The organism is Nonomuraea sp. NPDC049607, from assembly GCF_040675375.1.
GTDB lineage: Bacteria > Actinomycetota > Actinomycetes > Streptosporangiales > Streptosporangiaceae > Nonomuraea.
Map to the genome: position 1 here is coordinate 85,269 of NZ_JBFAOV010000005.1, position 17,911 is coordinate 103,179.

The window sequence follows — 17,911 nt, forward strand, 5'->3', positions numbered from 1 at the left end:
CTCCTTCCGTCAGGCCACGCGGTGGGGTTCGGCGGCGGCGGCGCGCAGTTCGAGGCCGTGGCCGGGGGCGTCGGGCCGGGGGCGGGCCAGGCCGCCGGAGGGGTCGGCGGCGCCGTCGAACAGCTCGGACTCGATGCGCTGGTGGTCGTGGAACCATTCGACGTGGCGCAGGTTGGCGGTGCTCGCGGCGGCCGGGAGGTGCAGGTTGGGCGCGCAGTGGGCGGACACCTGGAGGTTGTGGCCGGCGGCGATCGCGGCGGCGGCGAACCAGCCGGTGTAGCCGCCGCAGCGGGTGGCGTCGATCTGCAGGCAGTCGACGGCCTGGGCCTGGCACATGCGGGTGAAGTAGGCGGGGTCGCAGCCGTACTCGCCGGCGGTGACGTCGGGGACGGCCCGCTCGCGTACGAGGCGCAGGCCCGGCAGGTCGTCGGAGGAGACGGGCTCCTCGAACCAGGTCACGTCGTGCTCGCGCATGCGGCCGGCCAGGCGGATCGCCTGTTTGGCGGTGTAGCCGCCGTTGGCGTCGACGTACAGCTCGGCCCGGTCGCCGATGACGCGGCGGGCCAGGGCCACGCGGTGCAGGTCGCGGTCGGGGCGGGTGCCGGACGACTCGCCGATCTTGATCTTGACGCGGCCGATGCCCTGCTCGTGGACCCAGTGCGCGAGCTGGGCCGTGGTGGCCTCGTCGTCGTAGGTGGTGAAGCCGCCCGAGCCGTACAGGGGGACCTCGGGCCCGGCGGCGCCGAACAGGCGGGTCAGCGGCAGGCCGAGCAGCCGCGCCTTGAGGTCCCACAGCGCCACGTCGGCGGCCGAGACGGCGTAGCCGGCGACGCCGGGACGGCCCGCGTTGCGCACCTGCCGGACCATCTCGCCGTGCAGGGCGGGGATGTCGGCGGCGTCCGCGCCGGCCAGGACGCCGGCCAGGATCTCGGTGACGACCGCGACCGCGGCGGCGGGGGCGTACGTCCAGCCGGTGCCGGTGAGGCCCGCCGCCGTCAGGGTGACGACGACCATGGTGGTGGACCGCCAGGCCAGCGTCCCGTCGGCCTCGGGCCGGTCGGTGGGGACGCGGTAGGCGGCGGCCCCCACGTTCTCGATCGTGCTCATGACACCCCTGGCCCTACCCGGTGGATCCCGCATGACGCCTCGCCCCCTTTAGGCAACCTGGATTGCCTGATCCCGCGACGGACGCCTAGGGTGGCTGGAATGTCAGTCAAGGAGCCCGCGGACGCGCTCGCGGCCGTGGTCGCGCTGCGCCGCCTGGCCGACCAGCTGGAGGACGCCGCCGTCGAGCAGGCGATGCGGGCGGGCTGGAGCTGGCCGCAGGTGGCCGAGGCGCTGGGCATCACCCGCCAGGCGGTCCACAAGAAGCACGCCAAGCGGCTCATCGCGGCCGGGGTCGAGCTGAGGAGGCGGGCGTGAGCGGCGCGTTCGACACCTACCTGCACGAGGTGCTGATGCGGGGGCAGGCCGAGGCGCGGGCGGAGAGCTCGGCCACGATCGAGGCCCACCACCTGCTGCTGGCCATGGCGGCGCCGGAGGACACCGGGGCGCGGGCGATCCTGGCCGCCGCCGGGCTCGACCAGGCGGGGGTGCGGGCGGCGCTGCGCCGGGAGTTCGAGCACAGCCTCGCGGCGGCGGGGGTGTCGGCGGCCGCCTTCGACCTGCGTTCGACGCCCGATCCCGAACGCCGTCCGCAGGTGGGGGCGTCCGTCAAGCTGGCGCTTGAGCGGCTGGCCTCCACGCATCGCAAGAAGGACCTGCGGCCGATTCACGTACTGCTCGGCGTCCTTCAGGCCGAGGTGGGCACGGTGCCGCGGGCGCTGGCCCTGGCGGGCGTCGACCGCGCCGCGCTGGCCGAGCGCGCCCGCGAACTTCTGTGACCCGGTGATGTCGATCCGGCCCCCCGCCGTTCGTGTAGGGGGCAAAGGAGGCATGACGACATGATCGAGACGAAGACACTGGTGACCGGACTGTGCGTGGCCGAGTCGCCGCGCTGGCACGAGGGCAGGCTGTGGTTCTCCCACTGGGGAGAGCAGGAGATCCTCGCCGTCACCCCGGACGGCGACCGCGAGGTGATCGCCCGCGGCCCGAAACCTGCCGGTTTCTGCCTCGCCTGGCTGCCCGACGGCCGCCTGCTGGTGACCGGCGAGCGCGAGCTGCTGCGCCTGGACCTCGACGGGACGACGGCCGTCCACGCCGACCTGGGCAAGCTGCCGGCCGGGCCGAACGAGGTCGTCGTGGACGGCCGCGGCCGCGTCTACGTGAACTGCGTCGGCTTCGCCTTCGGCCGGGAGGACTTCGCGCCCGGCGTGATCGCCCTGGTCGGCCCGGACGGCGAGACCCGGGTGGTCGCCGAGGACCTGCACTTCCCCAACGGGATGGCGGTGACCCCGGACGGTTCCACGCTGGTCGTCGCCGAGTCCTGGACGCGGCGGCTGACGGCGTTCGACATCGGCGCGGACGGCGGCCTGTCCGGCCGCCGGGTGTGGGCCCCCGTCGGCGGCGACGGCATCTGCGTGGACGCCGAGGGCGCGATCTGGACCCAGGTGGACGACGAGGACGGGGCCGCCTGCGTACGGGTGCGCGAGGGCGGCGAGGTGACCGACCGGATCGACCTCGACCGGGCCTGCTTCGCCGGCGCCCTCGGCGGCCCGGACGGCCGGACGCTGTTCATGACGGTCGCGGTGTTCCCGGGCGTCGAGCGGATGGCGGAGATGTTCGCCGGCCGCACGGGCGAGGTCCGGACCGCCTCGGTGACCGTCCCGGGGCTCGTCTGAGCCGGTTCCCCGGCGGGGCCGCGCCGGCCGGTCAATGGAACTCGGCCTGGAACAGGTCGGCGCAGGTCCCCAGGAAGTCGCCCCAGTCGCCGTTCACGTTGGCGGTCAGCGTGTGCGTGCCCCGGCGGTCGCCCATCGCGTACGTCATCGACCCCTGGATGAACCCGCCGCCGCCCCAGAGCGTGACCCCGGACGGAAAGCGCTGGGAGTAGACGCCGAGCCCGTAGCGCGCGTCGGGCACCCAGCCGGCGCCTTCGGTGGACACGGTGGTGAACATCTCCTCCTGCTGCGCCGGCGGGAGGAGGTGCCCGCCCAGCAGGGCGGACAGGAAGCGGTGCAGGTCGGCCGTGGTCGAGACCATGCCGCCGGCGGCCCAGGCCCAGGACAGGTCGGCGTCGGTCACGTCGTGGCGGCCGACGTCCTGGCCCGTCTCGTCCTGGCCGGAGTAGTGGCGGGCGTGCGGGTCGCGCAGCCCCTCGCCGGCTCCGGGCAGGTACGTCCCGGTCAGCCCCAGCGGGCCGGCGACGCGGCGGTCGATCTCCGCGGCGAGCGTCGAACCGGACACCGCCTCGACGATCATCCCGGCGAGGTTGTAGTTGACCTTGGAGTAGACGAACCGCCCGCCGGGCTCCTCCGCGGGCGGGGTCTCCTGGCCGGGGATCGCGTCCGGCAGGCCGCTGGTGTGGTTGAGCAGCAGCCGCGGGGTGATGCGGCCGGCGTCGGCGTCGGGGAAGTACTGCTCGACGACGCCGGGCAGCCAGGTGGTCACCGGGGCGTCCAGGTCCAGTTCGCCGTCGGCCGCCAGGCCGAGCACGACCGTCCCGACGAACGCCTTGGTGAAGCTGCCGATGCGGAAGTGCTCCCCGGGCCTGCGGGGGCGGCCGGTCTCCAGGTCGGCCACGCCCGCGGCGCTCGACCACGGCGGCTCGTGGCCGTTCCGGACCTCGACCACGATGCCGGGGCCGCGGTCGTCGGCCACCAGCCGGTCGATCACCCGCCGCAGCCTCGGACGATCGGCGTGAATCATGGACACGTTGCCTCCAGCGACAGGAAGGGGATCGGCGAACGCGAGCAACCGTAGTTGACTATTCGGCAGACAGTCAACCACGGTTGCTTGTCGCGGGCACGGAAGGCCCTGGAGGCCGCAGAGGGTCAGGCGTCGCGGCGGGCGGAGGCGATCAGCCGCATCAGCGCGGCGTGCAGGTCCTGGAGCTCGTCGAGGTCCATGCCGAGCCGGGCGACGATGGCCGGCGGGATCTTCTCCGCCTCGGCCCTGAGCTGCCGGCCGGCGGGCGTCAGGGTGACGGCCAGGGCGCGCTCGTCCTTGCTGTTGCGCTCGCGGTGGACGTAGCCCAGCGCCTCCAGCCGCTTGAGCAGCGGGGACAGCGTGCCGGGGTCGAGCTGCAGCAGCTCGCCCAGCTCCTTGACCGACAGCGGCTCGTGCTGCCAGAGCGCCAGCATCACCAGGTACTGCGGATGGGTGAGCCCGAAGGGCTGCAGGAGCGGCCGGTAGAGTCCGATCACGCTGCGCGAGGCGATGCTGAGCGCGAAGCACACCTGCCGGTCGAGCGCCAGCAGGTCTGTCGCCTCTGTCACAGGCTCCATGCGTGTCCGCCTCCGATGCCGTCTGGTAACTTACTTTGTGTACAAACTAATAGCCTGCAAATCGATGCCACACAAATCGTACCCGTGGCCGGGCCGCCGAAAGAGGGACGCCTCATGTTTCACCGCAAGCCCCTGGAGGAGCGCATCGCCGAGCGCCAGGCCAAGCTGCCTCCGTTGAAGGAGGGCAAGCACTTCGAGCACGGCCCGGCCAAGTTCGTGTTCGTCACGCTCCTCGTCGTGGTGGTGGTCACGCACCTCGTCGGCCTGGCCATCGTCATGCACTTCGCCTGATCTGCCGGGAACATCCCGGAAGCGGGTGCCGTTACATCCATCGTGGCCGGTGTGCCCAGTGTCCCCGGGCCTCACCTATCGCCTTCGCGGACTACCGTTCGGCTGGAGCCGCGTTGTGCCCTTCGCCGAGAGGCGACACGCACACCGGTACGCACGCGTTGAGGGCCCCCGCCCGTCCCGGCGGGGGCCCTCGCGCGTCCCGGGCCCCGGCGGGGCGACCGGGTCAGGAACGGGGCCAGGGGCGGCCGGCCAGGCGTTCGATGTCGGTGTTGAAGCGCCGGAGGTAGTCGGCGAAGGCGGTGACGTCCTCCGGCGACCAGTCGGCCATCACCTTCTCCAGCCCGCGCACGTTCTTCGCCCGCTCCTCGACAAGGCTCTGCTCGCCCTCCGGCGTGAGCCGGAACTTGCGGGCGATGCCGCCCTCGGGGTCGGGGATGCGTTCGACCAGGCCGGCGCGCAGGAGGGCGGAGGTGTGCCGGTTGAGGGTGGAGGCGTCCAGGCCGAAGGCCTCGCTGAGCTGCCCGATGGACATCGGGCCCGAGCTGTGCAGCCGCCTGAGCAGGAGGTGGGCACTGCGGTCGTAGTGCCGGTGCCGGCCGAGCAGCATCGTCTCGAACTCGATGAGATGTGTGGGCTTTTCCATCCCAATCCCCCCTTTCGCGAGGTATGTGCACCTTACATGAATTGTGTACGTAACACATGATGTGTAGCGTGCACATCCTTCGACGACGGGAGAACAACGTGGGGGGCTCCACATCCACCGCCCGCCCCGGCGGCATCGTCAGCGTGATGGCGGTGGCCAGCATCGTCGCCTCGCTCATGCAGACCCTGGTCGTGCCGCTGGTCGGCGAGCTGCCGCGGCTGCTGCACAGCACCGCCTCCGACGCCTCCTGGGTGATCACCGCCACCCTGCTGGCCGGCGCCGTCACCACGCCGGTCACCGGACGCCTCGGCGACCTGTACGGCAAGCGCCGCATGATGCTCGTCTGCACGGCGCCGCTGATCGCGGGGTCGGTGATCTGCTCGCTGGCCGGGTCGCTCACGCCGATGATCGTCGGCCGCGGGTTACAGGGCATGGGCATGGGCCTGATCCCGCTCGGCATCAGCGCGCTGCGCGACCTGCTGCCGCCCGACCGGCTCGGCCCCTCGATCGCGTTGATGAGCTCGTCCATGGGCATCGGCGGGGCGCTGGGCCTGCCGGTCTCGGCCGCGGTCGCCGAGTACGCGAGCTGGCGGGTGCTGTTCTGGGGCTCGGCCGTGCTGAGCGTGCTGATCGCCGTGCTGATCCGGCTGCTGGTCCCGCCCACTCCCCCGCTGCCCCGCGAGGGCGCGGCCGGGCGGCTCGACGTGCCGGGCGCGCTCGGCCTGGGCGCGGGGCTGGTGTGCCTGCTGCTGGGGGTGTCCAAGGGCGCCGACTGGGGCTGGGCCGGTGGCACCACGCTCGGGCTGCTCGGCGCGGCCGTGCTGGTCCTGCTGGTGTGGGGCCGGTGGGAGCTGCGGGTCCGGGAACCGCTGGTGGACCTGCGGGTGACCGCCCGGCGTCAGGTGCTGCTGACCAACCTGGCCTCGATCGTGGTCGGCTTCTCGATGTACGCCCAGGCGCTGATCGTCATGCAGATCCTCCAGCTCCCGGCGGCCACCGGCTACGGGCTGGGCCAGTCGATGCTGGCCGCCGGGCTGTGGATGGCCCCCTCCGGCCTGATGATGATGGCGGTCTCGCCGCTCGGCGCGCGGCTGTCGGCCGCCCGCGGCCCCAAGGTCACCCTGATCGCCGGAAGCCTGGTCATGGCGCTCGGGTACGGCTCCTCGATGGCCCTGCTGGGCTCGGCCTGGGGCATGCTGGTCGTCACCTGCGTGTGCAGCCTCGGCGTCGGCCTGGCCTACGGGGCGATGCCCGCCCTGATCATGGGCGCGGTGCCCCGGTCGGAGACCGCCGCGGCCAACAGCTTCAACACGCTGATGCGCTCGATCGGGACGACGGTCTCGGCCGCGGTCGTCGGCGTGATCCTGTCACAGATGACGATCCGGCTGGGCGCGCACACGCTGCCGTCGGAGGCCGGGTTCCGCGTCGGGATGCTGGTCGGCTGCGGGGCGGCGCTGGCCGCGGCGGCCGTCACCATGGCACTGCCCGCCCGTCCCGGCGACCACGCGGCCGGGGACGAGGCCGCCGCACCCGTCTCGCCCGCCCGCCGCTGACGGCGGGACGGGCCGGTCGCCGCGGCCGGCTGTCGGGGCCGCGGCGGTTCGGACGGCTCAGCCGGTGAGGTCGCTCTTGTAGAAGACGGTCGCCCGGAACTCGTCGGGACTGCCGCTGATCTTGCTGGAGAAGCCGAACGCCAGACGCGGCCCGTCCGACGATCGCCAGATCGCCATTCCCTGAGGCTCACGACCGGGCAGGGACTCGCCCGCCCTCGTCCGGTAGACCTCCTCCACCGAAGCCCCGGCCTTGTTCATGTCGAGACGGACCAGATAGGAGGGCTTGGCAGGGGCCGAGGGCTTGGCGGGCGGGCCGCCGTAGGAGAGGTACACGTACTGGCCGTACGAGGTCACGCCCTGGAAGTGGTCGGATTCGGAGAGGCCGAGCTCGGCGTTGGTCGGGAGAGCGCGCTTGGCGAGGACGGGAGTGGTGTCGCCGATGCCCTTGCCGATGACGGCGGGAAGGTCGAACAGCGCCAGGCGCCACGGGCTCGTCGTCCCCATGTACCGAACGAGCAACCGGTTGGTGTAGGGATCGATCGAGGGCCTCGGACAGTCCCGGAAGTCGGAGAGGCCGATCGGGAAGTTCCGGACCCCCGCGTCCTTGTAGCCGAGCGCGCCCCCGTCCCTGTACTTGACGCGGCAGATCGTGTGGCTGTTCGGGGCCGTGCCGGCGGACAGGCTCCTCCAGTCGCCCGCGAGCCAGATGTAGGGGGATTCGGCGGTGTCCGGCTGGATCGCCATCGACGAGCCGTGATCGAACCCGTGCAGCGCCATGGCGCCCAGCACCTTGCCGTGCAGGTCGGTCCTGGTCACCCAGAGGTCGCCGTTCGTGCTGCCGACCTTGGTCTGCACGAAGTAGATGTGCCCGTGGACGTGGTCGAAGGCGAAGGACTGCATCGCCCAGTAGGGCTGGTGGAGTGTGGCCCGTACGACGGGGTCGCCGCCGGCCCCCTCGAAGACGAAACGCTGCGACGCCGGGACGGTCGCGTACGCCGGTTCGGCCGCGAAGAGCGCCAGGCCGCCGCCCGCGGCGGCGGCCGCCATCCCCGCCCCGGTCCTGAGGAGCGCGCGACGGCTCACGGCAGATGTTCCGCTGATGTGTGGATTTTCACGCAAGTGCATCACCCTGCTGGTCGTTCGGCCGTTGTGGTGGATCATGATCAACCTAGCGGTCGGGCCGAGGGCGTCGAAGACAGAGACGGCAATCGGACGAGCGGAGCGGCTCCGACCTCTTGAATTTCCGACACTGTTGGTAGGAAAGTTAGGCAATAGCGGTTCTCGTCACTGGGAGGAAAACGGTGCCCTTGCCTGATTTCCTGATCGCGGGAGTGCCCAAAGCGGGGACGACGGCGCTGCACACCGCGCTGCACCCGCACCCCGACCTGTTCCTGTCGCCCATCAAGGAGCCGAAGTTCTTCCTCACCGACGGGCCACCGCCCGGCCGGGGCGGACCGGGCGACGCCGAGACCTACCGGGAACACGTCTGGCGGCGCACGGACTACGAAGCGCTGTTCGCCACCGCTCCCCCCGGCACGCTCGCCGGCGAGTCCACCCCCTTCTACCTGTACGACCTGGACGCCCAGCGGCGCATCCGCGAGACGATCCCGCACGTCCGGCTCATCGTGAGCCTGCGCGACCCGGTCGAGCGCGCCCACTCCAACTGGACCCACCTGTGGTCGGCCGGCCTGGAGCCGATCGGCGACCTGGTCCGCGCCTGCGAGGCCGAGCCGGACCGGGTCGCGGCCGGATGGGCGCACTTCTGGCACTACACCGGCCTCGGCCGGTACGGCGGGCAGCTCGCCCACCTGTTCACCCTGTTCCCGCGCGACCAGGTGCTGATCTTCCGCTACCGGGACATCGTGGACCGGCCGGCCGAGACCCTGGACCGCATCTGCGGCTTCCTCGGCGTACGGCAGGGCCTGCTCGACGGCGTCCCCAGGGAGAACGTGACCGCGCACCCGGCCCCCGGCGCGCGGCACGCGCTGCTGTCCATCCTGCGCCGCACCCTCCCCGCACCCCTGTCCGGGCCGCTGGAGCGGCTGCTCCAGCGCAGCGGCCGGGCCCGCCGGCCGCTGGAGTGGGAGCAGCGGCAGCGGCTGATCCGCTACTTCGCCGCGGACGTCGAGCTGCTCCAGCAGGTCACCGGCGAGGACTTCAGCGACTGGCTGCGGCCCCGGGAACGTTCGGGCGGCCTGGTCGGCAGCCGGCCACCCGGCCAGCGCCAGGCCAGAAACGGCCGCGCCCACTGACCGGGTGCCGGGGACCGGGGCCAGAGGGTCGGGGCCAGAGGGTCGGGGTCGGCGGACTCCGGCCCGGCCCGGCCCGACGCCGGGGCCGGGGCCGGGCCGGGCCGGCCCGGGGCCGGGGCCGGGCGGGTCGCGGTCAGGGGGCCGGGCGTAGTTCCGTGCGCAGGTCGTGGGCGCCGTCGGCGCGGGTGTACTCGTAGTAGAGGCGCAGGCGGCCGTCGGGCAGGTCGACGAAGTGGAGGTAGCGCAGGCCCCCGCCGTGGTGCGGCGACATCGCGGCGGGCCGGTCGCCCAGGGCGGTCAGCGCGTCGGGGTCGGCGCCCACGGCGACGCCGGTGCGCTCCTCGTAGTTCTCCTCGGCGCTGGCCCGGCCGTCGTAGAAGGCCACGACCCGGTCGCCGTCGAAGCGCACCGCGCTGATCCGGACGCCGCGCGCGTCCCACAGGCCGGGGCGGCCGGTCAGGGCGGTGCCGTGCCAGGTCCAGTCCAGGCCGTCGGCGCTGGTGGCGTAGTCGGTCACCATCTGGTCGGCCTCGTCGGGGTCGGCCAGCGGGTGGCAGGAGGCCCACAGGTGCCACACGTCGCCGCGCCGCACGATCACGGTGTCCTTGACCCCGGTCTTGGGGTCGCCGGGCAGCACGGTCGTCCGGGTGCGCGGGTCGAACGCGGCGGGGTCGTCGGCCTCCACGACCTCCACCCGCCAGTGCTTGGTGCCCGGCGTGGCACAGCTCAGGTACAGCCGCCAGCGTCCCTCGGGGGTGCGGACCAGGGCGGGCCGTTCCAGCGACTCGGCGTGCATCTCCTCGCGGGTGATCGTCGTCAGCGGCTCGAAACGCTCGCCGTCGGCGGAGCGGGCGACCACGACCGCGTACCCGCGGCCCTCGCCGACCGGACGGCGCAGGCGGTAGGCGAGGTAGATCAGGCCGTCGGCGGCGACGGCGCTCGGCGCCCCGGCCCAATGGCCGTGCGCCGGGACCGGCGGCTCGACCGCCACGACGGCGCGGCCGGGATCGGGCAGCAGGGCGTTCTCGTCGATCGGCATGGAACCGAGGCTAGGCCAGGACGTGGAGCCGGACATGGCTGCTTACCTCTCCTTGGGATTATCCTTATTACCTATAGACTTTATGGGGTTATGGCGTCCCGCCGCATGCCCGGCACGCCGGAAGGCCCCGGCTTCTCAGCCCTCCCGCCCGCCACCTGGGTCTTTCGGGGGCCGGGCTCGGGTGATCAATGACGAATATGCTGGGCGGATGCCAACCCCTGAGTTCGTCCTCGCGTTGCGCGAGAAGATCGGCACCGAGCCGCTGTGGTTGTCCGGGGTGACCGCGGTCGTGCTGCGCGAGGACCAGGTGCTGCTGGTCCGCCGTGCCGACACCGGCGCCTGGACCCCGGTCACCGGCATCATCGACCCGGGCGAGCAGCCGGCCGACGCCGCGTTGCGCGAGGTCGCCGAGGAGACCGGCGTACGGGCCGTCGCGGAACGGCTGGCCCTGGTGGACGTCACGCGCGAGGTCACCTACCCCAACGGCGACCGGGCCCGCTACCTCGACCTGGTGTTCCGCTGCGCCTGGCGGTCGGGCGACCCGTACCCGGCGGACGGCGAGAACAGCGAGGCCCGCTGGTTCCCCTTGCGAGCCCTGCCGGACCTGACCGCCGAGATGCGCGCCCGCCTCGACGCCGCCCTCGCCGACGACCCGGCCGCCCGCTTCCGCACCACCGGCCCATGACCCCGCGCCGGACGGATCCCTTCGGCGACGCACCGGGCGGTGGCGTGGCGGGGGCGCCGTCGAGCGATCTATGGTGGTGGGCGGATGCGGAAGGATCGGGCCCATGGCGGGAAAGACCATCATCCTGACCGGCGCGAGCGACGGCATCGGCCGCGCCGCGGCACGCGCCCTGCGGGAGCGGGGCGACGAGGTCGTCGTCGTCGGCCGCTCGGCAGGCAAGACCGAGGCGCTGGCCAAGGAGCTGGAGGCCGACCACCACGTGGCCGACTTCGCGCGCCTGTCGCAGGTACGCGCCCTGGCGGCCACCCTGCTCGACCGCCATCCGGCCATCGACGTGCTGGTCAACAACGCCGGGGCCATCATGGGCTCGCGCACCACGACGCCCGACGGCCACGAGGCGACCTTCCAGGTCAACCATCTGGCGCCGTTCCTGCTGACCACGTCGCTGCTGCCCCGCTTGCTGGCCTCCGGCGGCACGGTCATCACGACCTCCAGCCTGGTCAACACCCGTGCCCGTCTCGACCTCGACGACCTCGACGCCGTCCGCCGCTACTCGGGCAGCCGGGCCTACGCCAACTCCAAGCTGGCCAACATCCTGTTCACCCGGGAGCTGCAGCGCCGCCACGGCGCGGACGGCCTGGCCGCGGCCTCCTTCCACCCCGGCGTGGTGGCCACCAACTTCTCCGGCGGCGGCGACAGCACGGCGCGCCTGCTCTACCACACGCCCCTGAAGCGGCTCCTGCTCACGCCCGAGCAGGGCGCCGACACCCTGGTCTGGCTGGCCACCGCGCGGCCGGGCGCCGACTGGACCCCCGGCGGTCACTACGAGAAGCGCCGCCCCTCGGCCGTCCACCGCCTGGCGGACGACGCCGACCTGGCACGCCGCCTCTGGGACCGCAGCCAGGCCCTCGTCGAGACCGCCTGACCACTCCTCGCTCCTCTTCGTCGGCGCCAAGAGCTGAACTTCCTGCCCCGTCATGCCGGTGTTAGGTCAGGCACGGCATCCTGGAGGCCCCGGAAGGAGAGAGATGCCGCCACGTCCCAGGTTGCCCGCCCGCACGGCACGGCTGCGCTTCACCGTCCTGTACGGCGGGCTGTTCCTGGCCTCCGGCGCGGCCCTGCTGGTCCTGGTCAACCTCGTCGGCCTGCCGATGTCGCGGACCGAGCCCGCGCCGGGTCCCTCCGGCGGCGGGACGGCCCTCGACCAGGCCCAGGAGCACGTCGCCCTGCTCCAGGCCCAGCTCGCCGACGTGCACGCGACCCAGTCGCGGCAGCTGCTGGCCGGGTCGGTGCTCGCGCTGGCCGTCATGGCCGTGGTGTCGATCGTGCTCGGCCGGGTGGTGGCGGGCCGGGTGCTGCGGCCGCTGCGGACGATCACCGCCGCCACCCGCCGCATCTCCGCCGACAACCTGCACGAGCGCCTGGCCGTGCCGGGCCCGGCCGACGAGGTCAAGGATCTCGCCGACACCATCGACGGGCTGCTCGCCCGGCTGGAGGGCGCCTTCGCCGCGCAACGCCGGTTCGTCGCCGACGCCTCGCACGAACTGCGCACGCCGCTGGCCACGATGCGGGCCCGGCTGGACGTGGCCGTGGCCAAGCCGGAGCCCGTACCGGCGCAGACGTTGACGCTGGCCGACCGGCTGCGCACCGACCTCGACCAGGTCGACCGGCTCCTGGAGGGCCTGCTCGCGCTGGCCCGCGCCCAGCACGGCAGCCTGCCCGACGCCGCCGCGATCGCGCTCGGCGACCTGGTGACGCGGACCCTCGACGCCCGCGCCGCCGACCTCGCGGCCCGGCGGCTCGTCGTGGACGACGAGGGCGTCCAGGACGGGGTCCGGACGGTGGGAAGCGTGGCGCTGGTCACCCGCCTGGTGCACAACCTCATCGACAACGCGATCGTGCACAACCGGGACGGCGGCTGGATCAGGGTCGCGGCCGCGGCCGACGGCCGGTGGGCGCGGCTGGTCGTGGAGTCCGGCGGCGACCTGCTGGACCCGGCGCAGGTGGCCCGGCTGGGGCGGCCGTTCCAGCGGCTCGGCGCGGACCGTACCGGATCGGGGGACGGCTCGGGGCTCGGCCTGTCGATCGTCGCGGCCGTCGCGCAGGCGCACGGCGGCGGCCTCGACCTGGCCGCCCGCCCCGAGGGCGGGCTGCGCGCCACCGTGCGGCTGCCGGCATGAGGGTGCTGGTGGTGGAGGACGCGCGGCCGCTGGCCGCCGTGCTCGCCGAGGGCCTGCGCGACCAGGGCATGGCCGTGGACGTCGCCCACGACGGGCTGGAAGCGGCGGCCAAGCTCGACCTCAACCCCTACGACGTGGTGCTGCTCGACCGCGACCTGCCGGGCATCCACGGCGACACGCTCTGCCAGATGCTGACCGACCAGGACGAACGTCCCATGGTCCTGATGCTGACCGCGGCCGGCTCGCCCGGCGACCGGGTGAGCGGCCTGACCCTGGGCGCCGACGACTATCTGGCCAAGCCCTTCCACTTCCCCGAGCTGGTCCTGCGGGTACGGGCGCTGGCACGCCGCCGTCCCGCCGCCCGGCCGCGTACGCTGCGCGCGGCCGGGATCGAGCTCGACCCGCTGCGGCACACCGTCACCCGGGACGGCCGCCCGCTGGAGCTGTCGGTCAAGGAGTTCGCCGTGCTGGCGGCGCTGCTGCGCGTCTCGCCCGGCTTCCTGAGCACCGAGTCCCTGCTCGAACAGGTCTGGGACGAGCACGCCGACCCGTTCACCAACACCGTGACCGTCACCGTCGGCCGTCTGCGCCGCAAACTGGGCGATCCACCGGTGATCGCCACCAGGCCGGGCGTCGGTTACCGGATCGGCTGACGGGTCGTCCGGCGCGTCCCGGATGCTCCGGCTCGACGTCAGACCACGGGCTGATGCGCGGCGGCGTCCCGTCTGCGATCGTGAGGGCGTGAGATCGGCCGGCGATCGCCCTGTCAGGGGGCCGGAGGAGACGCCATGATCAGATTCGGCTACGCCGACACCCCGCTCGGCCAGATCCACCACGCCTCGTGCGGCACGGGCGACCCGGTGCTCCTGCTGCACCAGACCCCCCGCTCGTGGGACGAGTACCGCGAGGTGCTCCCCCTGCTCGGCCGCACCCGGCGGGCCGTCGCCATGGACACGCTCGGCTTCGGCAACTCCGCCCGCCCGCCCGAGCACTCGATCGAGACCTACGCCGACGGGGTGCTGGCCCTGATGGACGCCCTCGGCCTGCCACGAGCCGCCCTGGCCGGGCACCACACGGGCGGCGTCATCGCGGTCGAGACGGCGGCGCGCGCCCCCGAACGCGTCACCGCCCTGGTGTTGTCGTCCACGCCGATGATCGACCCCGAGGGGCGGCAGCGTCGTGCGGGCCGTCCCTCCATCGACGCCGTGCGCGAACAGGCCGACGGCTCCCATCTGGGCGAGCTGTGGAGCCGGCGGGCCCCCTACTATCCGTGGCCGCTGCTGACCCGGTTCGTGCGCGACGCGCTGACCGTGCTGCCGGAGGTGGAGAGCGGGCACGAGGCGGTGGCCGCGTACCGGATGGAGGACCGGGTCGGGCTGGTGCGCTGCCCCGTGCTGGTCGTGGGCGCCACCGACGACCCCTTCGCCTTCCCCGAGCTGGAACGGCTGGCCGCCGCCCTTCCGCACAGCACCAGGGCCGTGGTGAAGGGCGGCGTGATCCCGCTGGAGCACCAGGCGGCGGAGTTCGCGGCGCTCGTCCAGGAGTTTCTCGACGGCCAGGCCGCAGAGGCCGACTGACGGGGGCTCGGGCCGGGCCGTCCGACGTCAGTGAGGGACGTGGGAGGGGGCCAGGGGCGGGCCGGGCGGGGTCTGCCAGGTCGCCAGGAAGTCCTCGGCCAGCGCGCACGCCCCGGCGTACGGGCCTTGCGGATGGTCCAGAGCGGTGGCGGTGAGCTCGGCGACGCGGCGCTCGACCAGGGCACGGGCGGCGTCCGCGTCGGCGACCGTCCCGGCCCGCTCGGCGAGGTAACCGATCGTGGCGCCCGCGCCGCAGACGAAGTCCGCCAGCGTCACCACGCCCCGCTCCCCCAGCGTCCGCAGCCCCTCCCCGGTGTAGGGCACGTTCGCGGCGGGCGCGACCAGGCCGGCCCGAACCGCCGCCGCCCGCCGCGCCGACAGGGCGCCGGTGCGCGCCCCGGGCACCAGCACGTCGGCGGCCACCTCGTACAACGCCTCCGGCGGCTGCACGGGCAGGCCGAGCCGGGTCACGCACGCGTCCCCGTGCCCGGCGCGCAGCTCCTCCAGGGCGTCGACGTCCAGTCCGGCCGGGTCGCGCACGCACCCGTGCAGCGTGGACAGGGCCACCAGGCGCGCACCGCGCCGCGCGGCCTCCCGCACCACGGCGCTGCCCACCTTGCCGAAGCCCTCCACCGCCACCGTCCGCCCGGCCAGCCCGCCGAGCGCCGTCTCGGCGGCGACGACCACGCCCAGCCCCGTCACGACGGTGTCCACCAGCTCGCCGCCGACCTGCCCGTGCATGATCGAGTCGGTCCGGTACCCGGGCAGCGGCGCGAAGTCCTGCGTCCGCGTGCCCAGGTCCGAGGAGGTGAGGAAGGCGCCCTTCTCCACCAGCGGCGCGATCTCCCGGCAGAAACGGGCCACGGTGCCCGCCCGGTCGCCGGACGAGGCCCGCAACACCGCCTTGGCCCCGCCGATCCGCTCGCCGAGCACGGCCAGCTTGTACGTCATCGCCCGCGCCAGCAGCCCTGCCTCCTCGCGGGTGACGTCCGGCGCCAGCCGGGTGCCACCCGCGCTGACCTGGCAGTCCAGGTCGAAGGCGATGCAGCCGTCCACCGAGACGAGCTCCATGATCCTCATCCACGCTCCCCGCGTCCGTGCGAACCGGGCCCGACCGCCCGGACTCGACGCCGCCCGGCCGCCGGTCCGGCCGGGCCTACCGTCCAATCTCGACGCGGCCCAGCCGGCTGTCCATGGGTCAGGGAGCGTTGTAGCCCAAGGTGTACGAACCAGACCCGGAGTAGGAGTGCACCCGATAGCGGTAGTATCCGGCCGCGCCGGTGTAGGTGAGCGTCTCGTCGGCTCCCGCCCCGGTGCTCTGGGCGACCGTGGCCCATGACGACCCGTTCCAGCGCTGCAGGTACAGGTCGTAGTCGGCGCCGGACGGCCCGTCCAGGCACGCCTGGTGCGGGCCGGTGACGGTGGTCTGGAGATACCCGCCGTCAGGCTGGTACTGCTCCGCCCCGGAGGCCAGCGTCCCCGTCTTGGTGGTCTCGTAGCCCGAGCAGCCGCCGGCGACGGCCACGGAGAGAACGAAGGCGACCGTGTGGGTGGCCGAGCCGGTCGCGGTCACCGTGATCGTGTACACGCCCCCGGGCGTCTGCGCGGAGGTGGAGACCGTCATGACGGACGTGCCGCCCGACGGGACGGAGGGCGGCGCGAACGTCGCGGCGGCTCCCGCCGGCAGCCCGGAGGCCGCGAACTGCATCTGCTGGGGCCCGCCGCGCGTGACGGCGGTGCTGATGGTGCTCGTGGTCGACCCGCCCGGCGTGACGCCGCCGCTCGTGGGCGAGAGCGAGATCGCGAAGTCGTCGTCGCCGCCGTTCGGCGGGGTGTTGTCGATCATGCCGGAGATCTCGTTGTACACCTCGGTGATCCGCGTCCCCCAGTTGGGGCAGCCGCCGAGGTGGTGCAGCGCGATCACCTTGTGGCTGGAGGCGGCGATCACCGGGGAGCCGGAGCTGCCGCCCGAGGTGTCGCAGCGGTAGCCGGTGTTGACGCCCGACGACACCACGTCGATCTTGCAGGCCGCGCCGCCCTGCGTGTCCTCGTACAGGGACAGGCGTTTGGGCAGGGTGTCGCCGTGGCCGGGGATGTAGATGCGCTCGCCCGCCACGGGGGTGCGCGGATCGAGGTACAGGGTGCCGAACGCCTGGATCGCGGCGAAGTCGGCGACGCTGAAGAGCGTGTAGTCGAGCGCTTCGAGTGCGCTGGTCTTCAGGAACTGCCCGCCGCCGACCTTCGTCCCCGCGCCCGGGTTGTCGCCGCCGCAGGTCGCGCAGTCGTAGTCGAACTGGAACTCGCTGGCGCTCAGGTCGGCGGCGCTCTCCATGCAGTGGTTGTTGGTCAGCATGCGGTTGGTGTTGCCGACCCGCCACGCGGTGCAGTAGCCGAGGCCGTTAAGGAGCTGGCGGGCCACGGCGCGGCTGCGGGCGTACTCGGTGGGGTTGCTGTCCTTGTAGCAGACGACGTCCCGGCGGGCGTCGGTGCCGCACACGCTGAACGTCCTGGGCGTCAGGGCCGCGGCCTCCTGGGTGGTGTAGCCACGGAAGTACCGGTCGACGCGTACGCCGAAGCCCTGCCTGGCCAGCCGGACGGCGTTGCGCGGCCCGGAGGCGTGCAGGGTGACCACCGCCGTGTCGCCGTCCACGGAGAGCGCGGCGAAGCCGGGCACGCCGTGCAGCGTGTAGCCGGAGTTGGCGGGGTAGCGCCCGCGGGTGGGGTCGCCGTAGTAGGTGTGGATCTCGCGGCCGTCCGGCGCGGCGACGGTGACGTAGTCGCCCGGGACGAGGGTGAGCGCGGCGAAGTGCACCTTGACGTAGCGGGAGCCGGGCCGGGTGACGCGCGTGCTCCAGCTCCGTCCGGCGCCGCCGTAGGGCAGGGACAGGTCGGCGAGAACCTCCTCGCCGGCCGGGGAGACCCGGCTGTCGATCTGCGCCTTCAGGGGTACGGCGGCGGGGGCCTGAGCGAGGGCGGAGGCCGGGGTCGCCGGCGCGACGACGGCCAGTGCGGCGATCAACGCCGTGGCCGCCGCTCTCCATCGGGAAGGACTCATGCGGGGGACACCTCCACGTGAGGGGTGACCGAAGCAGGCCGCCGGTCGCCGGGTGCCGGGCCCGGTCCGGGCGTGTAGGCCGCGCCGGCGGAGGGCCGGCGATTCCGGCGAACAGGCGGCCCGCCGTGGTGGGGGGTGGCCAGAGGGTAACTCCGTCCCCCATCCGTACCGTTATCGGTAGCGATACCGATATTTCGCGTTATCGACCCAAATCACCGACACTTCGCTCCCCCATCGCGGCGATGTCCAAA

19 protein-coding genes are annotated in these 17,911 nt (G+C 73.4%); 11 read left to right on the forward strand and 8 right to left on the reverse strand.

Annotated features, from left to right (window positions below; genetic code table 11):
• Positions 1–9: 9 nt before the first annotated feature.
• Entirely contained in the window at positions 10–1,107 is a 1,098-nt protein-coding gene (locus AB0J97_RS12415) for an enolase C-terminal domain-like protein (protein WP_364087567.1), read from the reverse strand.
• A gap of 99 nt (positions 1,108–1,206) precedes the next feature.
• Here AB0J97_RS12415 and AB0J97_RS12420 point away from each other — a divergent pair, with 99 nt between their 5' ends.
• Genes AB0J97_RS12420 through AB0J97_RS12430 form a run of 3 tightly spaced genes read left to right on the forward strand, consistent with a single transcriptional unit; the run spans position 1,207 to position 2,780 of the window.
• Positions 1,207–1,422, forward strand: a complete 216-nt coding sequence (locus tag AB0J97_RS12420) for a hypothetical protein (protein WP_357697141.1) — start codon at positions 1,207–1,209, stop codon at positions 1,420–1,422.
• Positions 1,419–1,883 (forward strand): Clp protease N-terminal domain-containing protein, encoded by a 465-nt coding sequence (locus AB0J97_RS12425; RefSeq protein WP_364087569.1) that lies wholly within the window; start codon positions 1,419–1,421, stop codon positions 1,881–1,883. Before AB0J97_RS12420 ends, AB0J97_RS12425 begins: the two co-directional genes overlap by 4 nt.
• Before the next feature lie 60 nt (positions 1,884–1,943).
• Entirely contained in the window at positions 1,944–2,780 is an 837-nt protein-coding gene (locus tag AB0J97_RS12430; protein WP_364087571.1) for an SMP-30/gluconolactonase/LRE family protein, read from the forward strand.
• Positions 2,781–2,811: 31 nt separating this feature from the next.
• Here the strand turns inward: AB0J97_RS12430 and AB0J97_RS12435 are convergent, their stop codons facing one another.
• Both AB0J97_RS12435 and AB0J97_RS12440 read right to left on the reverse strand, forming a co-directional pair.
• The gene (locus AB0J97_RS12435) at positions 2,812–3,807 is read right to left on the reverse strand and encodes a serine hydrolase domain-containing protein (protein WP_364088063.1); all 996 of its coding nucleotides are present in this window, start codon (positions 3,805–3,807) and stop codon (positions 2,812–2,814) included.
• Between the two features lie 125 nt (positions 3,808–3,932).
• On the reverse strand, positions 3,933–4,376 hold the full coding sequence (locus tag AB0J97_RS12440; RefSeq protein ID WP_357697133.1) for a MarR family transcriptional regulator: 444 nt from the start codon (positions 4,374–4,376) through the stop codon (positions 3,933–3,935).
• Positions 4,377–4,499: 123 nt separating this feature from the next.
• Between AB0J97_RS12440 and AB0J97_RS12445 the strand changes: the two genes are divergently transcribed.
• Positions 4,500–4,676, forward strand: a complete 177-nt coding sequence (locus AB0J97_RS12445; protein ID WP_189650423.1) for a hypothetical protein — start codon at positions 4,500–4,502, stop codon at positions 4,674–4,676.
• Between the two features lie 223 nt (positions 4,677–4,899).
• On the opposite strand, the gene AB0J97_RS12450 is transcribed toward AB0J97_RS12445, so the two are convergent.
• Positions 4,900–5,319, reverse strand: a complete 420-nt coding sequence (locus AB0J97_RS12450) for a MarR family transcriptional regulator (protein ID WP_364087574.1) — start codon at positions 5,317–5,319, stop codon at positions 4,900–4,902.
• Between the two features lie 98 nt (positions 5,320–5,417).
• Here AB0J97_RS12450 and AB0J97_RS12455 point away from each other — a divergent pair, with 98 nt between their 5' ends.
• Positions 5,418–6,872: an MFS transporter gene (locus tag AB0J97_RS12455; protein WP_364087576.1), complete on the forward strand. Its 1,455-nt coding sequence runs from the start codon at positions 5,418–5,420 to the stop codon at positions 6,870–6,872.
• A 57-nt stretch (positions 6,873–6,929) separates the two neighbouring features.
• Here AB0J97_RS12455 and AB0J97_RS12460 read toward each other — a convergent pair whose 3' ends face one another.
• Positions 6,930–7,955, reverse strand: a complete 1,026-nt coding sequence (locus AB0J97_RS12460) for a hypothetical protein (protein WP_364087578.1) — start codon at positions 7,953–7,955, stop codon at positions 6,930–6,932.
• A 218-nt stretch (positions 7,956–8,173) separates the two neighbouring features.
• On the opposite strand from AB0J97_RS12460, the gene AB0J97_RS12465 reads away from it, so the two are divergent.
• Positions 8,174–9,124 (forward strand): sulfotransferase, encoded by a 951-nt coding sequence (locus AB0J97_RS12465; RefSeq protein WP_364087580.1) that lies wholly within the window; start codon positions 8,174–8,176, stop codon positions 9,122–9,124.
• A 133-nt stretch (positions 9,125–9,257) separates the two neighbouring features.
• Here the strand turns inward: AB0J97_RS12465 and AB0J97_RS12470 are convergent, their stop codons facing one another.
• The gene (locus AB0J97_RS12470; RefSeq protein WP_364087582.1) at positions 9,258–10,163 is read right to left on the reverse strand and encodes a hypothetical protein; all 906 of its coding nucleotides are present in this window, start codon (positions 10,161–10,163) and stop codon (positions 9,258–9,260) included.
• Positions 10,164–10,371: 208 nt separating this feature from the next.
• Between AB0J97_RS12470 and AB0J97_RS12475 the strand changes: the two genes are divergently transcribed.
• The 5 genes from AB0J97_RS12475 (at position 10,372) to AB0J97_RS12495 (ending at position 14,605) form a co-directional block, all read left to right on the forward strand.
• Positions 10,372–10,848, forward strand: coding sequence for an NUDIX domain-containing protein (locus AB0J97_RS12475; RefSeq protein ID WP_364087584.1), 477 nt, complete (start codon positions 10,372–10,374; stop codon positions 10,846–10,848).
• Positions 10,849–10,951: 103 nt separating this feature from the next.
• Complete coding sequence (locus tag AB0J97_RS12480) at positions 10,952–11,773, forward strand: SDR family NAD(P)-dependent oxidoreductase (RefSeq protein WP_364087586.1); 822 nt, start codon at positions 10,952–10,954, stop codon at positions 11,771–11,773.
• A 103-nt stretch (positions 11,774–11,876) separates the two neighbouring features.
• Positions 11,877–13,028 (forward strand): ATP-binding protein, encoded by a 1,152-nt coding sequence (locus AB0J97_RS12485; RefSeq protein WP_364087588.1) that lies wholly within the window; start codon positions 11,877–11,879, stop codon positions 13,026–13,028.
• Positions 13,025–13,681, forward strand: coding sequence for a response regulator transcription factor (locus tag AB0J97_RS12490; RefSeq protein WP_357697115.1), 657 nt, complete (start codon positions 13,025–13,027; stop codon positions 13,679–13,681). The genes AB0J97_RS12485 and AB0J97_RS12490 overlap by 4 nt, the downstream gene beginning before the upstream one ends.
• A 135-nt stretch (positions 13,682–13,816) precedes the next feature.
• Positions 13,817–14,605: an alpha/beta hydrolase gene (locus AB0J97_RS12495; protein ID WP_364087590.1), complete on the forward strand. Its 789-nt coding sequence runs from the start codon at positions 13,817–13,819 to the stop codon at positions 14,603–14,605.
• A gap of 27 nt (positions 14,606–14,632) precedes the next feature.
• Here AB0J97_RS12495 and AB0J97_RS12500 read toward each other — a convergent pair whose 3' ends face one another.
• Positions 14,633–15,685 carry a Glu/Leu/Phe/Val dehydrogenase dimerization domain-containing protein gene (locus AB0J97_RS12500; protein ID WP_364087591.1) on the reverse strand — a complete coding sequence of 351 codons (1,053 nt, stop codon included), beginning with the start codon at positions 15,683–15,685 and terminating at the stop codon, positions 14,633–14,635.
• A gap of 118 nt (positions 15,686–15,803) precedes the next feature.
• Complete coding sequence (locus AB0J97_RS12505; protein ID WP_364087593.1) at positions 15,804–17,660, reverse strand: trypsin-like peptidase domain-containing protein; 1,857 nt, start codon at positions 17,658–17,660, stop codon at positions 15,804–15,806.
• Positions 17,661–17,911: the final 251 nt, after the last annotated feature.

Coding starts and splice junctions, on each gene's coding strand:
- AB0J97_RS12415 (WP_364087567.1), bottom strand. CDS start 1,107: ATGAGCACGATCGAGAACGTGGGGGCCGCCGCCTACCGCGTCCCCACC.
- AB0J97_RS12420 (WP_357697141.1), top strand. CDS start 1,207: ATGTCAGTCAAGGAGCCCGCGGACGCGCTCGCGGCCGTGGTCGCGCTG.
- AB0J97_RS12430 (WP_364087571.1), top strand. CDS start 1,944: ATGATCGAGACGAAGACACTGGTGACCGGACTGTGCGTGGCCGAGTCG.
- AB0J97_RS12435 (WP_364088063.1), bottom strand. CDS start 3,807: ATGATTCACGCCGATCGTCCGAGGCTGCGGCGGGTGATCGACCGGCTG.
- AB0J97_RS12445 (WP_189650423.1), top strand. CDS start 4,500: ATGTTTCACCGCAAGCCCCTGGAGGAGCGCATCGCCGAGCGCCAGGCC.
- AB0J97_RS12450 (WP_364087574.1), bottom strand. CDS start 5,319: ATGGAAAAGCCCACACATCTCATCGAGTTCGAGACGATGCTGCTCGGC.
- AB0J97_RS12470 (WP_364087582.1), bottom strand. CDS start 10,163: ATGCCGATCGACGAGAACGCCCTGCTGCCCGATCCCGGCCGCGCCGTC.
- AB0J97_RS12475 (WP_364087584.1), top strand. CDS start 10,372: ATGCCAACCCCTGAGTTCGTCCTCGCGTTGCGCGAGAAGATCGGCACC.
- AB0J97_RS12480 (WP_364087586.1), top strand. CDS start 10,952: ATGGCGGGAAAGACCATCATCCTGACCGGCGCGAGCGACGGCATCGGC.
- AB0J97_RS12485 (WP_364087588.1), top strand. CDS start 11,877: ATGCCGCCACGTCCCAGGTTGCCCGCCCGCACGGCACGGCTGCGCTTC.
- AB0J97_RS12490 (WP_357697115.1), top strand. CDS start 13,025: ATGAGGGTGCTGGTGGTGGAGGACGCGCGGCCGCTGGCCGCCGTGCTC.
- AB0J97_RS12495 (WP_364087590.1), top strand. CDS start 13,817: ATGATCAGATTCGGCTACGCCGACACCCCGCTCGGCCAGATCCACCAC.
- AB0J97_RS12500 (WP_364087591.1), bottom strand. CDS start 15,685: ATGAGGATCATGGAGCTCGTCTCGGTGGACGGCTGCATCGCCTTCGAC.
- AB0J97_RS12505 (WP_364087593.1), bottom strand. CDS start 17,660: ATGAGTCCTTCCCGATGGAGAGCGGCGGCCACGGCGTTGATCGCCGCA.